This window comes from Castellaniella hirudinis (genome assembly GCF_042651965.1).
GTDB lineage: Bacteria > Pseudomonadota > Gammaproteobacteria > Burkholderiales > Burkholderiaceae_B > Castellaniella > Castellaniella hirudinis.
The window spans coordinates 475,311-491,269 of the sequence record NZ_JBHSDY010000002.1 but is presented as its reverse complement, the minus strand read 5'-3'; the positions used below and the strand labels follow the sequence as shown (position 1 = coordinate 491,269).

Genomic DNA, 15,959 nt, shown 5'->3' with positions numbered 1-15,959 from the left:
ATCGGATAGAACCGGAGTATTGTTGATGAAATCCCGCGCCGCCGTGGCCTTTGAGGCCGGCAAACCCCTGCAAATCGTCGAAATCGACGTCGAACCGCCCCGCAAGGGCGAAGTCCTGATCCGCATCACCCACACCGGTGTCTGCCACACCGACGCCTTCACCCTGAGCGGCGACGACCCCGAGGGCGTGTTCCCCGCCGTGCTCGGCCATGAAGGCGCGGGCATCGTCGTCGAAGTCGGCGAGGGCGTGACCAGCGTCGTGCCGGGCGACCACGTCATCCCCCTGTACACCGCCGAGTGCGGCGAATGCCTGTTCTGCACCTCGGGCAAGACCAATCTGTGCGTGGCCGTGCGCGCCACCCAGGGCAAGGGTGTGATGCCCGACGGCACCACGCGCTTTTCCTATCAGGGCAAACCCATCTACCACTACATGGGGTGTTCGACCTTCAGCGAATACACCGTCGTTGCGGAAGTCTCGCTGGCCAGGATCGACCCGAAGGCCAATCCCGAGCAGGTCTGCCTGCTGGGCTGCGGCGTGACCACCGGCATCGGCGCCGTGCGCAACACCGCCAAGGTCCAGCCCGGCGATACCGTGGCCGTGTTCGGCCTGGGCGGCATCGGCCTGGCCGTGGTCCAGGGCGCGCGCCAGGCGGGGGCCGGGCGCATCATCGCCGTGGACACCAATCCCGACAAGTTCGCGCTGGCGAAGGTCTTCGGCGCCACCGACTGCGTCAACCCCAAGGATCACGCCGAGCCCGTCCAGCAGGTCATCGTCGGCATGACCGGCTGGGGCGTGGACCATAGCTTCGAGTGCATCGGCAACGTCAACGTCATGCGCGCCGCGCTGGAATGCGCCCACCGGGGCTGGGGCCAGTCCATCATCATCGGCGTCGCGGGCGCCGGCCAGGAAATCTCCACCCGGCCGTTCCAACTGGTCACCGGCCGTTCCTGGCGCGGGACCGCCTTCGGCGGCGTCAAGGGCCGCTCGCAGTTGCCCGGCATGGTCCAGGAAGCCATGCGCGGCGACATCGACCTGGAACCCTTCGTCACCCACACCATGGGCCTGGACGGCATCAACGAAGCCTTCGATCTGATGCACGAAGGCAAGTCGATCCGTTCGGTGGTGCACTATGGAACGGATTGAACGACACGCCTGCTTCGGCGGCCGCCAGGAAGTCTGGCGGCACGAGTCCGCCGCATTGGGCTGCGCCATGCGGGTCGGGGTCTACCTGCCCTCGGCCGCCCTGCGCGGTGAATCGTGCCCGGTGCTGTACTGGCTGTCCGGCCTGACGTGCAGCGAGCAGAATTTCATCACCAAGGCCGGCGCCCAGGCGTATGCCGAACGCCATAGCCTGATCCTGGTCGCGCCGGACACCAGCCCGCGCGGCGAGGACGTGGCCGATGACCCGGCCTACGACCTGGGCCAGGGGGCGGGCTTTTACCTGAACGCCACCCAGGCGCCCTGGGCGGCCCATTACCGCATGCAGGACTACGTGGCCGAAGAACTGCCCGCGCTGATCGAGCAGCATTTCCCCGCCACGTCCGCGCGCGCCATCGCCGGCCATTCCATGGGCGGGCACGGCGCACTGGTCACGGCCTTGCGCCATCCCGGACGCTACCGCAGCGTGTCGGCGTTTTCACCCATCGTTGCGCCGACGCAGGTGCCTTGGGGTCAAAAGGCCTTCACTGCCTACCTGGGCGATGACCGCAGTGCATGGGCGCAGTGGGATGCGGTGGAACTGATCCGCGCGGCCTCGCCTGCGGATCATCTGCCCATGCTGGTGGATCAAGGGCTGGACGACGAATTCCTGGAAGGACAGTTGCGGCCCGAACTGCTGGAGGCGGCCTGTCTGGATGCAGGGTATCTGTCGACCGTGCGCCGGCAGGCCGGGTATGACCACAGCTATTACTTCATCGCCAGTTTCATCGATGAGCATGTGGCGTTTCATGCGGCGGCGTTGAAGGGGTAGGGGATCGGAGGGTTCCGGCTCAGACTCCCATGAGCACGCCGCCGTCAATCAGGAAGGATGAGCCGGTGACCATCTGAGATTCGTCCGAGCACAGGTAGATGGCCATCTGGGCGATTTCATCCGGCCGGATCATGCGCCCCACGGGTTGGTATTCGGAAAACTGCCGGAAGGTTTCCTCTTCTCGTCCCGCATAGGCGGTTTTCAGATAGTTGTCGACCATGTCCGTATGGACCCGGGCGGGGCAGATGCAGTTTGCGCGGATGTTCTGCTTGACGAAATCCAACGCCACCGAGCGCGTCATCATCATGACCGCGGCCTTTGAGGAGCTATAGGCGAAACGATCGTGCATGGCCGTCAGGGACGCCAGGGACGCCATGTTGAGGAGAACGCCGCCACCGCCTTCGATCATGCCGGGGAGGAAGGCGCGCGTCACATTGAACACGCCTTCCACATTGACGCGGTAGACGCGCTGCAGGTCTTCCAGCGTGGTTTCCAGGATGGTGCCGACGTGGATGACGCCGGCATTGTTGACGAGCACATCGATGTTGAAACCAGCGCGGCGGCACGCTTCGGCGGCGGTCGCGACGCTGTCGGGATTCGAGACGTCCATCTTGACGGCGAGTACCGAATCGTCGGCCTGAAGTGTCCGGGCCTGGTCGCGCGCCCGGTCGAGATCGAGATCGGCCAGCACGACCCGGGCGCCTTCCCGCAGGAATGCCGTGGCGATGGCAAAACCAATCCCGGTTGCCGCGCCTGTGATCAGCGCTGTTTTACCGTTGAGTCTCATACTGCTTCCTCCTTTCTGGATGATGAGTGATTAATCGATTTCCCGGACCTTGTTGCGCAGGCGGCCGAGCCCGGAGATCTCGAGCACGCATTCGTCGCCGTCTTTCAGATAGATGGGCGGGTTGCGGCTGAAACCGACACCGAATGGCGTCCCCGTGACGATCAGGTCGCCTGGCTCAAGGGTGATGGACTGGGAAATAAAGGACACCAGGCGGGCGACGGAGAAAATCATGTTCTTCGTATTGGACGTCTGAAGCTCCTGGCCGTTCAGAAAGAGCCGGAGATCCAGATTCTGAGGGTCGGGAATGTCTTCGGGGGTCGCCAGGTAGGGGCCCCAGGGGCAGAAGGTGTCGATCGACTTGCCGTGGTCCCACTGTTTGGCCTCCCGGAATTGCAGGTCGCGGGCGGACACGTCATGGGCGATGCTGTATCCCGCGACGTGGTCGAGCGCTTCCGCCTCTCCGATCTTGTGGGCCTTCGTCCCGATGACCACGCCCAGTTCGACCTCGTAGTCGACTTCGCTGCAGATCTTGCGGCTGAACACGATATCGTCGTCCGGTCCGACGACGGAACTGGGGAATTTGGCGAACAGCACGGGCACTTCGGGGACCTGAAGGTTCGCTTCCCTGCAGTGGTCGATATAGTTCAGCCCGATGCCGATGATCTTTCCGGGCTGGAGGACCGGCGCCCGCAATCTGACGGCGTCGAGCGGTATCGTGACGGCGTCCGGTGCGCTGGCCGCCGCGCGGACCGCGTCCATCGCCTGTTTTCCGCCGTGCAGGATTTCCAGCAGGTCGCCATGCCGGCCCGTGGGCAATCCCGCCGGGGCGAGGCTCACGATCGAATCGCCTTTCAAAACGCCCGGTTGGGTTTTGCCCGCATGATCGAATGTCACAAGTTTCATCTTGGATTCCAGTTGTTTGAGAAAAAGCCCCCGCGCGGCTTATGACTGCTTGCGCGCCGAACGGGAAGCGGGAGAGAGGGTTGTCTTTTCGATGCCGTCATTCCGTTCGGGACGGCGGTCGAAACTGGAGAGCCTGTATCCGAGCTGGAGGGAGATTTTCCGTGCGCTCTCGATGACGCAGGGCGCCAGCGCGTTCATCTTCTTCAAGGACAGCCGGTTCTCGGGGCCGGATATGCCGATTGCGCAGATGACCTCGGCGCGTTCGTTTCTGATGGGGGCGGCCACGCCGCGGATGCCCTCCCGCCATTCCCCGCGATTGATGGCGAAGCCGGAACTCCTCACGTTCGAGAGCTCTTGCAGCAAGGCCTCGTGGTCGGTGAGGGTCGCGGGCGTGTATTGCTCCAGGTCCATCGGGATGGTCTCTTCGAGATCGCGTTGGAACGCCAGCAGCGCTTTTCCGGTTGCAACGGTATAGGCAGGGGCGCGGCCGCCCACGCGCGAGTAGGCGCGGACGGGTTGGCTGCTTTCGACTTTGTCGACATAGACGACGTCCAGCCCGTCGAGGACCGATAAATGGACGGTTTCCATGGTTTCATCGGACAGCGCCTCCATGACCGGCCGGGCGAGGCGTTTGAAATCGAGACGCTCGATGACGGCGCATCCAAGCTCCCATGTTTTCAATGTCGCGGCATAACGGCCGTCATCCAGGGAATGGACGTATCCCATTGTCTTGAGCGTGGCCAGGATCCGATGGACGTTGCTTTTCCCCAGATCCAGCGCCAAAGACATTTCGGTGACCCCGACGGGGGAGTCATGGCGGCATATCCATTCCAATGCCCGGAGTGCTTTGATCGAAGTCGAGTCCATAATGTGGCAAGCCTTGAGTCTCGTTGAATACCAGGAGTCCGGAGCGTTCGGCCGGGGTTCTGTATGGGCGCGCCACGGTGCTCGTGATCCGGGGTTGGAAGAGACGCAAGCGCCCGGATCCTGTGCGTAGGGGTGCGCGAAGATGGTATCAGGGAGAAGCGGCTTTTTTCCTTTGCGCGGCTGCCGCCCTGGCCCGGTCCCGGTGCGCCAGCAGGCGTGCCTTGAGACTGCTGTTCATGATCGATGCCACCAGGGCGGCCAGGTCCTGGTCCCGCCTGTCGGCGCGCGTGGCGGCGCGCAACGCGGAAAATGTCTCGCGGTCCGTGCGGTGTGGCGCCGGGGGCTGAGCCGCGAAGGCGTCGCCTGACTGGCTGGCCAGCCCGCAGGCAATGGCTTCTTCTTGCTTGATGGAGGCGCCCGAGCTGGTCCACGCCAGAGCCCGATCCGCGCCGACTCTTTCGGCCAGCCGGCGGGTTCCCAGGACCAGGCCGAAAGAGGCTCCGGGGAAGCGGAAGGCAGTGTCGGGCCTGGCCAGGCGGATGTCGCAGGCAGTGAAAAGGTCTGCGCCCGCGCCAAGCACGTGGCCTTGTCCGATCGCGACGGTGCGGATCGGCGCGTGCCAGAGGGTGGAAAGCAGTCGTTCGATCTGAATGAACCGATACAGCAGGTCGCCTTCGGTTTCCTGTTCCAGGTCTGACAGATCGAAGCCGGTACAGAAATGTCTGCCCGCCCCCTGGATGACGAGCGTATGTACGGAAGGATCGGCAATCGCGCCCTGGATGCCTTCCGATAGTCTTTCCACCAGGGGCGCGGAAAGCGCGTTGCCCTTCTCGGGATGGTCGAGCGTCAATGTGACGACACCGGGTGTGGCGGCATGCATGGTTCGTTCCTGGTCAGGTCGGCTGTGCCCGGAGCGCCGTGGATCGATCCCAGAGATTGGGCACGATGTCCGCCGCATAGCCGGATATGAAATCTTTGGACTGGCCGCTGCGCGGGTCAAAGACATGCCTGGGTGTGGCGCCGATGTTGGCGCCGTAGACATGGATGCTGATGGACGCCATGTCCTGTTCGGCATTGGAAACCATATGAATGTCCCCGATCGAAGGACTCACCGCGTCGATCTGGCCGGCGCGCAGGATGGCTGGTTCGCCCAGTATCGACAGCGTGCCGTCCGCCAGCCGTTCGTAGCGCACGCTCTGTTCGGCGCCGCGCAGCACCCCGATCAACCCCCAGGTCGTGTGGTCGTGGATGGGCGTTTTCTGGCCGGGGCCCCAGACGAAGCTGACGATGGAAAATCGTTCGAGGGGATCGGCGTGGAGCAGGTATTGCTGGTAATGCTCCGCATGCGGCTGTGCGCAGAATGACGGCAGCCAGTCGTCCGTGGATATCAGGTCCCGAAGCAGCGCTTTGCCTTCCTGGAGCAGCCGGGCTTCGTTTGAGGTTGCGTCGATCAACTGCGTCATACGGATGACGAAAGAACGGAGCGGTGCGATGGATTCCGATTGCATTTAGAAGTCTCCTGCTGGATTCGTGCCGCATTCGATTGTTTTTGATTTTCTAATATATAGAACATTGTTCCAATATTCAATAATATAAACCCATGAATGGGGAGCGTCAACCGTCCATTCATGGGAAACCCTGTGTCCGAAAAAAAAGGTTGCTTTCGTTGTCGGAGCTGTGGTTATATTCGCATGTACCGAATGTTGGATTGATGTTCCATATATTAGAACATTAGAAAAGATTGATTTCGGGGAGGCGTACCGAGTACGGGCACTGCTCGGGCGCGCAACCCCTTCAGCGACAAGAGGCGATATGCAACCTTTGAAAAACGTACGTGTCATCGAATTCTGCAATGTGGCCGCAGGACCATACTGCGGCATGCTGCTTGCCGATATGGGGGCTGATGTCATCAAGGTCGAGCACCCCGACGGGGGTGACAACATGCGGGCCTGGCCTCCCATCAGCGGCGGCTATAGCGAAAACTTTGCTTCGATCAATCGCAACAAGCGGTCGGTCACTCTGAACCTGAAGGATGCCGGCGACCTGGTGCGTGCCAAGGCATTGATCGATTCGGCCGATGTGGTGCTGGAGAACAATCGTCCCGGCGTCATGGAGCGGTTGGGCCTGGCCTATGCGGCGGTCAGTGAAAATCATCCCCGGCTCGTGTATTGCTCCATATCGGCCTTTGGCCAGGACGGGCCGCGCTCGGAGGAGGCGGGTTACGACCTGACCTTGCAGGCCATGAGCGGTGTCATGAGCGTCACCGGCGAGCCTGGAGGCGCTCCGGTCAAGTGCGGCGTGCCGCTTGCCGATTTCGCGACCGGCTTATACGGCGCCTTTGCGATCGTGAGCGCTTTGCGTGAGGTTGCCGCCACCGGCCAGGGCGCTCATGTCGATGTGTCGATGCTGGGGGCGTCCTTGGCGGTCAGCGCCTTGCAGACCAGCCATTATTTCGGTACCGGAGAGGATCCGGTCAAGCTGGGGTCCGCGCATCCGAGGAATGCGCCTTACGAAGCATTCCGGGTGGCGGATGGGTATGTCGCCGTGGCTGCCGGCAACAATGCCTTGTTCTCCCGCACCTGCCAGGGGATCGGCCGTGAAGATCTGGTCGGCCAGGCGCGATTCTCGTCAAACCTGTCGCGTGCCGAGCACCAGGCGGAACTGAAAGAAATCATCGAGGGCGCCCTGGCCGATAAGGGTGTCGAAACGGTGCTTGCGATGTTCAGGGAGCAGGGGGTTCCGTGCGCGCCGATCAATAGCTATTCGCAGGCCTTGAGCGATCCGCAGGTGGTGCACATGCAGTGGGTGCGTCCTCTGACTCTGCCTGGAGGGCATGAAACGAAAACCTTCGTTTCCCCGCTGCGTTTCAATGGCAAGGGGATGGAGGATTACCATCGCCCGCCCGCATTGGGAGAGCATAACGATGAGATTTTTGGTACGTAGCGTGGCGGATATGCCGAGATCTCCGGAAGCTCCCGAACATCACGCAGGAGGCGCCTATTGATCAGTTCGCGGTTTAGCGCCTGCAAAAAGCGGTTTTTGCAGGTTCGGGTTTTGAGAAAAATAGATTATCAAATGGAGACGGACATCATGATCAATAGCAAGTCGTGGCTCAAGATGCCACTTGCCCTGGCTGTGTCGGCCTGGATGATGGGCGGGGTTTTCAGTGCGCAGGCTGCTGAAAGTTCCCAGGACAAATACACGAAAAGCCTGAAGGTCGGCTATATCGTGAGCGTTGACACTGAAGTCGACAAGGGCGCGAAGAAATTCAAGGAGATCCTTGAGTCATCCACGGACGGCCGGGTGAAGGTCAATCTGTTCCCGAACGCCCAGCTCGGCGGCGAGGTGGACATGCTCAAGGGCCTGAAAGAAGGGGTCATCGACGTCGTGATTGCCGGAGATGGGATCCTGGCTCCGTTCCTCCCCAAGTACCAGGGACTGGTTCTGCCCTTCCTGATCAAGGATTTTGGGCACATGGATCGGGTGTATGGCGGAGAAGTGGGTAAAGAGATCAACGATGTGCTGATGCAGAAGGTCGAGGGACGCGTCCTGGGGTATTGGCATCGAGGGCCTAAAAGCCTGACGGCGAACAAGCTGATCAAAGAGCCGAAGGATCTCGAGGGTCTCAAGCTGAGGACCGTGCCCACTCCGCTGGTCGTGGCGGCATGGAAGGCGCTGGGAGCATCTACGACGCCGATGAACTTCGAAGAGCTTTTCGTGGCCTTGCAGCTTAAGACCGTGGATGCTCAGGACAATCCGCTGGATCTCATCTATTCCGCCAACTTCTATGAAGTCCAGAAATACGTGATCCTGACCAAGGATACGTATACGCCCTGGGCCTTCATCGTCAGCGACAGGCTCTATCAGAAGTTCCCCGAAGATGTCCGGGCGAAGTTCGATGAGGCCTTCAAGGCCGCCGGCAAGTATCAGAACGAACTGGTGGATCAGAGCGACGAGCTTTATGTCCGCAAGCTGAAGGAAAAGGGCATGGAGTTCATCGAACCCGATCGCGCGCTCTTCCAGAGCAGGCTGAGTGCGAGCGGCGTCATGGATGAGTTCAAGGACAAGCTGGCGCCCGGGCTGTTCGAGAAGATCAAGGCGCTTGAAAGTAAATGATGTTTTGCGGGAGGTCATCGGGCCGTATGGCCTCCCGCAGGGATTTCCAATTGAATCAGAAGGTCGAATGAATGAAGATTGAACCGAGAACCAATAGCAAGGTCTTCAGCGAGGGCTCGATACGGGCTCCGAATCGCGCGATGCTGCGGGCCGTCGGGTTGAAGGACCGGGACTTTGACAAGCCGATGGTGGGGGTGGCCAGCACCTGGAGTGAAGTGGCGCCTTGCAATATTCACATCGATGAACTTGCCAGGGCGGCAAAGCAGGGGCTCCAGCAGGCGGGCGCCGTGGGGTTCATATTCAATACCATCACGGTTTCCGATTCGATCGCGATGGGCACACAGGGCATGCGTTATTCGCTGCCGAGCCGCGATCTGATCGCGGACTCCATCGAGACCGTCATCGGCGGAGAAAACCTGGATGCAGTGCTGGCGATCGGCGGGTGTGACAAAAACATGCCGGGCTGCATGATCGGGATGGCGAATGCGGCGGTTCCGGCCATTTTTGTCTATGGCGGCACGATTGCTTCCGGCAAGGTCGATGGCGAGACCATCGATCTGCTTTCCGTATTCGAAGGCGTGGGGCAACTCAATCAAGGCCTGATCGACGAGTCGCGCCTGAAGGCGCTTGAATGTGCCGCGTGTCCGGGCGCGGGTGCGTGCGGCGGGATGTACACGGCCAATACCATGGCCGCTGCGATCGAGGCGATGGGGATGTGCCTGCCCGGCAATGCGTCGACCCCGGCGGAGTCGGTGCATAAAAGGGAAGAATGCATCAAATCGGGCGAAGCCCTCTATGCATTGATCCAGCAAGGAATCCGCCCCAAAGACATCATGACGAAACAGGCGTTCGAAAATGCGATCGTGGTCGTCATGGCATTGGGGGGGTCCACGAATGCAGTCCTGCACCTGCTGGCCATGGCGCATGCCATCGGCGTGGATCTGGCCCTGGATGATTTTGACCAGATCCAGAAGCGTGTGCCTTACATTGGAAATTTGAAGCCCAGCGGCAAATATGTGATGGAAGACCTGTATCGCGTGGGTGGCGTGCAGGCTGTCATGAAGCGATTGCTGGCGGAAGGGCTGCTGCATGGGGAATGCCTGACCGTGACGGGCAGGACCGTTGCCGCCAATCTGGAAGCCTGCCCTGATCTTCCGGAAGGGCAGGATGTCATTCGAGGCTTTGAGCAGGCTTTCAGCCGGCAAGGGCCGCTGATCGTCTTGAGGGGGAATTTGGCCCCCGAGGGGGCCATCGCCAAGATGTCCGGGGTCGCGGTGAAAACACATACCGGTCCTGCGCGTGTGTTTGACACCGAGGCGGATGCCGTTGATGCGATCACGCACAACAGGATCAACGAAGGCGATGTGGTCGTCATCCGGTACGTCGGTCCCAAGGGCGGACCGGGAATGCCGGAGATGCTCTCGGCGTCGTCCATTCTGGTGGGCAAGGGCCTGGGCGAGAAGGTCGCCCTGATCACGGATGGCCGGTTTTCCGGGGGCACACATGGACTGGTGGTGGGGCACATTGCGCCGGAAGCCCAGTCCGGAGGACCTATCGCGCTTCTGGCCGAAGGCGACGTCGTGACGATCGATGCCGCAGCGCAAAGCATGATGATGCATGTTGCGGACGAGGAACTCGCACGCAGAAAGGCCGCGTTTGTTTTGAGGCCCCAGACCGTCAAGAGGGGCGTGCTGGGGAAATTTGCTCACAACGTGTCTTGCGCCTCGGTCGGCGCACATACGGACCAGGATCGTTGAGTGATGGCGGGAATCGCCTGTCCGATTGATGCAAGCCTATCGTGGAAAATCCGATGAAACACAAAATCTATGCGACAAACACCATGTCGGCCCGTGTAAGAGAGTATCTGGAAGAACACTTCGATCTGGATGTGTGGGAACGCAGCGAGTGGATCCCGAAAGATATTCTTTTCGAGAAAATCAGAGAGGTCGACGGCCTTTTCGGACATGGCGTTCCCATCAATAAGGAATTGATTTCGCATGCCGGTCGATTGAGAATCGTCAGCAACATGTCGGCGGGTTACGACAATTTCAATGTGGGCGACATGATCGCGGGGGGGGTGATTGGCACCCATGCGCCGGGCCAGATGAACGAGACGGTAGCCGATCTCGTCTTCGGCCTGATGATCGCGACGGCCAGAAGATTCGCCGAGCTCGACCGGTATACCCGGGCCGGAAAATGGCTGCACGGCGATGACACGCCTTTGTTCGGGCTGGATGTCTTCGGCAAGAAACTGGGCATCATCGGCTTGGGCCAACTGGGCGAGACCGTCGCAAAGCGGGCCGGATGTTTCAACATGGATGTCGTCTACAGCAGCCGTACCCGAAAGCCCGAGGTGGAAAACCGCCTGTCGATTGCCCACGCATCGCTGGACGAGTTATTGGCGACGTCGGACTTCATCGTGCTGCTGGTGCCGCTGAACCAGCAGACGTCCCGCATGCTCGGCAAGCGTGAGTTCGGTTTGATGAAGAAAACGGCTGTTTTCATCAATGCCTCCAGAGGTGGCACGATCGATGAACAGGCGCTGATCGAGGTCCTGGAAAAACGGAAGATCCACGGCGCGGGCCTGGATGTCTTCGATCAGGAGCCCGTTTCCCCGGATAACCCGCTCCTGAAGCTGGACAACACGGTCCTGGTGCCTCACATCGGGTCCGCCACGGCGGAGACGCGCGACAGGATGGCGATGGTGGCGGCGGAAAGCCTGGTGAGCTACCTGATTCGCGGGGATGCCATCAATGTGGTGGCGGACATGAAGGCCAGGATGTAGGCACTGGCTGGATAGTGTATCTGTCTGCTCACGCCCGGCGCTTCCCGGATTGTTGCGCCGGTGATGAGGTCGGCGGGAAGTGCTTTGACTCAAGGGGTACGGATAAAGTGCGATTGATACGATCTTATATAAGAATCATGGACAGGATGAATCAGGTGGTATTCAACACCATCGCCCTTCTCATAGGGGCTGTGGCGTTGATATTGTTCGTGCAGGTTTTTCTCCGTTATGTGTTGCATGCGCCTTTGACCTGGTCCGAAGAGGTCGCCAAGTATCTTTCGATATGGATCGTGTTTCTTGGGATGGCGGTTGCGATGCGGAGAATGCTGTTGATCGCCGTCGAGGCCGTGGTTCAAAGCGTACCCGAGAGAATCGGCCATGCCATGAGGCTGCTGTCATTGGGGCTGGTCATGGTGTTTGTCGGCTACCTTGCCTACATAGGGATAGGACTGACTTCCGGTGCGGCTGACCAGGATTTCGCATCGTTGGAATTGCCGATGTCGATTGTCTATGCAGCGATACCGGTGGGTTCATTCCTGACCTTGATGAATGCCATCGTCGTATTCATTGAAATGATCGGGGAAAGGAGTGTGAAAATATGACGCTGGCGCTCGTAATCGCCCTGTTGGCGCTGCTCTTCCTCGGCGTGCCTGTCGCCTTCTCCCTGGCCGGCGCGACCCTTTTTGCGATATTTTTCTTTACGGACATGTCCGCCCTGGTGGTCGGCCAGAAGATGTTTTCGGCATTGGACTCTTTCCCGCTGTTGGCGATCCCGCTTTTCATTCTTGCCGGGAAGCTGATGGAAACCGGGGGGATATCCTCCAGGCTGATCAAGCTGGCCAGCGCCTATTGCGGACATATCAGCGGGGGGTATGCCGCATCCGGTGTCGTCGCCTGTATGTTCTTTGGGGCGATATCAGGTTCCAGCGCGGCATCCGTGGCCGCGATTGGCGCCATCCTGATCCCCGCGATGGTGGCCAAGGGCTATTCGCCGAGGTTCGCGGCGGCTTCCATCGCGGTCTCGGGGGAACTGAGTGCGATCATTCCGCCGAGCATCCCGTTGATCGTCTATGGCGTCGTCGCCAAGGTGTCCATCGGCACTCTGTTCATCGCGGGCATCGTGCCTGGCGTTCTGCTGGGACTCAGCCTGATGTTCACGGTGTACGTGATTGCGAAGATCAAGGGTTTCGACGAGGGCGCGAGAAAATCCACCTGGAAGGAAAAAATTGACGCCGTGTATGACGCGCTCCTTGCGCTGCTCATGCCGGTGATCATTCTCGGAGGGATCTATTCCGGTATTTTCACACCGACGGAGGCCGCTGCGGTCGCCGTCGTCTACTCGTTTGTCGTCAGTGTGTTCGTCTACAAGGAATTGAGCCTCAAATCCTTGGGGCGGGTCTTCGGTGACGCTGCACTGACCACGGCGGTGATCATGATCATCGTTGCGGGTGCGGGCTTGATGAGCTGGTTCCTGACCGTCAATATGATTCCTCAGTCAGCGGCCGAGGTGCTGGTCGACATATCCACCAACGTCGTGGTTTTCCTGTTGATCGTCAATGTGATCCTGCTGGTGGTCGGCATGTTTTTCGAGTCCACCTCCGCGATCCTCATCCTGGCCCCGATCTTTGTACCGGTCGCGGCCCAGTTCGGCGTCGATCCCGTCCATTTCGGGATGATCATGATCGTCAATCTGGCAATCGGCATGGTGACGCCGCCCGTCGGGGTCAATTTGTTCGTGTCCTGCCAGATCGCAAAGCTGTCCCTGGAGGAAATATCAAAGGGCTTGATTCCATTCTTTGCGACCCTGGTGATCAATCTGGCCATCGTCACTTATCTCCCGGCCGTCAGCACCTGGCTTCCCGGACTGATGAAGTGACGCGACCGGCCTTGTGCCGGCTTCCTCGGCGGGCATGAGGCGCCGCATGCGGCGGCTTTGACAGGCCGGGGGATCGGGGGCTGCCCAGTTCTGCGCAGCCCCCGGACCTTGTCGTCCGGTGTCATGCATGATTCCGATAGTTGGAATGCGATAATTTAATTTCCAAATGCGCCGCGGCGGAATTATCCTGATGGCTGATCAGGAACCACCTTGGAGGCCGCATGGCCAGACCGTTTGCCATGATGGCCTGCGCATTCGCCTTGTTCGTGTGCGTGCGAGCCATCTCCGGAGAATCCATGGGCTCATATCCCTTGCATGCCGCGGCTGCGCAGGACGACGTCGCCGCCATCGGCCGACTGTTGTCCGGCGGGGCGGAACTGGACCGGCGTGACGACTCGGGCTCGACCGCTCTGCTGGTGGCGACGCGTGCGAATCAGGTGCGTGCCGCCCGGGCGCTGATCGAGGCCGGCGCCGACGTGAACGCCAAGGACGCGATCAAGGACAGCGCCTATCTGTATGCCGGCGCGCGCGGGCATCTGGACATCCTGAAGATGACCCTGGCGCATGGCGCCGACCTCAAGAGCACCAACCGCTATGGCGGGACCGCCTTGATTCCCGCCGCCGAGCGCGGCCATGTCGAGACGGTGCGGACCCTGATCGAAGCGGGCGTCGACGTCGATCACGTCAACCGCCTGGACTGGACCGCCTTGCTCGAAGCCATCATCCTGGGGGATGGAGGCGAGCGGCATCAGCAGATCGTGGATCTGTTGCTCCAGGCCGGCGCCGATCCCGATCTGGCCGACGGTTCGGGCGTGACGCCGTTGCAGCATGCGCGGTCGCGCGGCTACCGCGAGATCGAACAATCACTGCTGGCTGCGGGCGGGCGCTGACCGTCAACCGCACATTCAGAGGAAATCATTCAAATGGAACAGCATAAAGAGTATCTGCGCCAGGCCATCGAACTGGCCTACGCCAATGACGAGCAGGGCGGTCGCCCCTTTGGGGCCGTGGTGGTCAAGGACGGCAAGATCATTGCCCGGGCGGTCAACGAGATCGTCGGCACCAACGATCCCACCGCGCATGCGGAACTGCTGGCGATCCGCGCGGCCAGTCAGCATCTCGGCTCTCCCCGCCTTGACGGCTGCGCGGTCTATGCCAGCGGGCATCCCTGCCCGATGTGCATGGGGGCGATGCGCCTGGCGGGCATCCAGGAAGTCACTTACGCCTATTCCAACGATGACGGCGAGCCCTTCGGCATGTCGACCGCCGCCATCTACGCCGATCTCGCCAAGCCTTTCGATCAGCAGTCGATGAAGATCCGCTACGTCCCGGTCCGGATCGACGACCGGCCGGATCTCTACGCGCGCTGGAAGGACGGGAAGCGGACGGGAGCCTGAGCATGACGACGGGCGTCGAATCGAAGCTCGGGCGCTTCGCCCTGATCGCCACCGTGGCGCTCATCGGGCTGAATCTGCGGCCGTTCATCACCAGCATCGGGCCTTTGGCGGCCGGCATCCAGGACAGCACGGCGCTGAGTCTGCAGGGCATGGCCCTGCTGACGCTGATTCCCATGCTGTTGATGGGCTCGGTGGCATTCGCCGGTCCGGCCCTGCAAAGCCTGGTCGGTGCGCGCCGGGCCATGATCGGCGCCTTGCTGGTGATCTGCTTCGGCATTGCCCTGCGCTGGCTGGCTTCGACCGGCTGGCTCATGGTCGTCACGGCGGCGATCGTCGGCCTGGGCGTTGCGGTTGTCCAGGCCGTGTTCCCGGGCATTGTGAAACGAGAGTTCCCGCATCATGTGGGACCCATGATGGGCCTGTATTCCGCGACGCTGATGGGCGGCGGCGCTCTGGGCGCCGTGGTGTCCCCGATGGTCGCTCATGCGACGGGGAGCTGGGCGGTGGGGCTGGCGTGCTTCGCGCTGCCCGCCCTGGCGGCCGTCATCCTGGCGGGCGCTTTCCTGCCGGGCGACGACAGGGCGCGCCAGATGGGCGACATCACGCGCATCCTGCTGTCCAGGCCCCGGACCTGGCTGCTGATGGGCTGTTTCGGACTGGTGAACGGCGGTTATTCTTCAGTCGTGGCCTGGCTCGCGCCTGCTTATCAGGAATATGGCTGGGGCGCTTCCGCCAGCGGAAGCCTGCTGGCCATCCTGTCGATCAGCCAGGCCGCGACGGCCCTGACGCTGCCCATTCTGGCCAGGAAAACACCCGACCGGCGGCCATGGCTGTGGTTGACGCTGGCCATGCAGGCCGTGGGTTTCGCCGGCCTGGCGTTCATGCCCGCCCTGGCGCCTTTTACCCTGGCGGTCATCCTGGGCGCCGGCCTGGGAGGCTGTTTTGCCTTGATCATGATCGTGGCGCTGGACCATTTGCCCGATCCGGCGCAGGCGGGGGCGCTGTCGGCCCTGATGCAGGGGGGCGGGTTCATCCTGGCGGCGGTCCCGGCGTGGCTCGTCGCTGCGCTGCACGATGCTACGGGCGGCTATGCCGCCGGGTGGCTCTGGCACCTGGCCTGCGTCACCCTCGTCGCCGGGCTGGTGGTCCGGTTCGCGCCTGGGGGGTATGCCCGGGTGATGCCGGAGGTCGGGGGCGGGCTGGCCTTTGTTGCCACGGCATCGTGTCCGCGCAGCTGACGGCGGTGCGGGCGTGGCCC

Annotated in this window: 16 protein-coding genes; 11 read left to right on the top strand and 5 right to left on the bottom strand. The window is 61.5% G+C overall.

The features are described 5' to 3' along the window. Positions 1–25: 25 nt before the first annotated feature. Positions 26–1,144: an S-(hydroxymethyl)glutathione dehydrogenase/class III alcohol dehydrogenase gene (locus ACFO0J_RS04480; RefSeq protein WP_376811847.1), complete on the top strand. Its 1,119-nt coding sequence runs from the start codon at positions 26–28 to the stop codon at positions 1,142–1,144. Then, entirely contained in the window at positions 1,131–1,970 is an 840-nt protein-coding gene (gene fghA / locus ACFO0J_RS04475) for an S-formylglutathione hydrolase (protein ID WP_376811846.1), read from the top strand. The genes ACFO0J_RS04480 and fghA overlap by 14 nt, the downstream gene beginning before the upstream one ends. Before the next feature lie 19 nt (positions 1,971–1,989). Here fghA and ACFO0J_RS04470 read toward each other — a convergent pair whose 3' ends face one another. The 5 genes from ACFO0J_RS04470 to ACFO0J_RS04450 all read right to left on the bottom strand — a co-directional run bounded on the left by ACFO0J_RS04470 (position 1,990) and on the right by ACFO0J_RS04450 (position 6,035). Continuing rightward, entirely contained in the window at positions 1,990–2,757 is a 768-nt protein-coding gene (locus ACFO0J_RS04470) for an SDR family NAD(P)-dependent oxidoreductase (RefSeq protein WP_376811845.1), read from the bottom strand. Between the two features lie 30 nt (positions 2,758–2,787). Continuing rightward, on the bottom strand, positions 2,788–3,660 hold the full coding sequence (locus ACFO0J_RS04465; protein WP_376811844.1) for a fumarylacetoacetate hydrolase family protein: 873 nt from the start codon (positions 3,658–3,660) through the stop codon (positions 2,788–2,790). A gap of 39 nt (positions 3,661–3,699) precedes the next feature. Then, positions 3,700–4,527, bottom strand: coding sequence for an IclR family transcriptional regulator (locus ACFO0J_RS04460; RefSeq protein WP_376811843.1), 828 nt, complete (start codon positions 4,525–4,527; stop codon positions 3,700–3,702). A 148-nt stretch (positions 4,528–4,675) separates the two neighbouring features. Continuing rightward, a complete protein-coding gene (locus ACFO0J_RS04455; RefSeq protein WP_376811842.1) occupies positions 4,676–5,407 on the bottom strand; it encodes an enoyl-CoA hydratase/isomerase family protein in 732 nt (243 codons plus the stop codon). A gap of 13 nt (positions 5,408–5,420) precedes the next feature. Continuing rightward, the gene (locus tag ACFO0J_RS04450) at positions 5,421–6,035 is read right to left on the bottom strand and encodes a cysteine dioxygenase family protein (RefSeq protein WP_376811841.1); all 615 of its coding nucleotides are present in this window, start codon (positions 6,033–6,035) and stop codon (positions 5,421–5,423) included. A 304-nt stretch (positions 6,036–6,339) separates the two neighbouring features. Between ACFO0J_RS04450 and ACFO0J_RS04445 the strand changes: the two genes are divergently transcribed. The 9 genes from ACFO0J_RS04445 (at position 6,340) to ACFO0J_RS04405 (ending at position 15,939) form a co-directional block, all read left to right on the top strand. After that, on the top strand, positions 6,340–7,470 hold the full coding sequence (locus ACFO0J_RS04445; protein ID WP_376811840.1) for a CaiB/BaiF CoA transferase family protein: 1,131 nt from the start codon (positions 6,340–6,342) through the stop codon (positions 7,468–7,470). A 147-nt stretch (positions 7,471–7,617) separates the two neighbouring features. Further along, positions 7,618–8,643, top strand: a complete 1,026-nt coding sequence (locus ACFO0J_RS04440; protein ID WP_376811839.1) for a TRAP transporter substrate-binding protein — start codon at positions 7,618–7,620, stop codon at positions 8,641–8,643. Between the two features lie 71 nt (positions 8,644–8,714). Then, positions 8,715–10,400 (top strand): dihydroxy-acid dehydratase, encoded by a 1,686-nt coding sequence (ilvD, locus tag ACFO0J_RS04435; RefSeq protein WP_376811838.1) that lies wholly within the window; start codon positions 8,715–8,717, stop codon positions 10,398–10,400. A 53-nt stretch (positions 10,401–10,453) separates the two neighbouring features. After that, on the top strand, positions 10,454–11,428 hold the full coding sequence (locus ACFO0J_RS04430) for a 2-hydroxyacid dehydrogenase (protein WP_376811837.1): 975 nt from the start codon (positions 10,454–10,456) through the stop codon (positions 11,426–11,428). A 146-nt stretch (positions 11,429–11,574) separates the two neighbouring features. Further along, on the top strand, positions 11,575–12,030 hold the full coding sequence (locus tag ACFO0J_RS04425) for a TRAP transporter small permease (protein ID WP_376811836.1): 456 nt from the start codon (positions 11,575–11,577) through the stop codon (positions 12,028–12,030). Continuing rightward, complete coding sequence (locus tag ACFO0J_RS04420; RefSeq protein ID WP_376811835.1) at positions 12,027–13,304, top strand: TRAP transporter large permease; 1,278 nt, start codon at positions 12,027–12,029, stop codon at positions 13,302–13,304. The genes ACFO0J_RS04425 and ACFO0J_RS04420 overlap by 4 nt, the downstream gene beginning before the upstream one ends. Positions 13,305–13,525: 221 nt before the next feature. Beyond that, entirely contained in the window at positions 13,526–14,194 is a 669-nt protein-coding gene (locus ACFO0J_RS04415; RefSeq protein WP_376811834.1) for an ankyrin repeat domain-containing protein, read from the top strand. Positions 14,195–14,227: 33 nt separating this feature from the next. Next, the gene (locus tag ACFO0J_RS04410) at positions 14,228–14,701 is read left to right on the top strand and encodes a nucleoside deaminase (protein WP_376811833.1); all 474 of its coding nucleotides are present in this window, start codon (positions 14,228–14,230) and stop codon (positions 14,699–14,701) included. A gap of 2 nt (positions 14,702–14,703) precedes the next feature. After that, entirely contained in the window at positions 14,704–15,939 is a 1,236-nt protein-coding gene (locus ACFO0J_RS04405) for a cyanate transporter (RefSeq protein ID WP_376811832.1), read from the top strand. Positions 15,940–15,959: the final 20 nt, after the last annotated feature.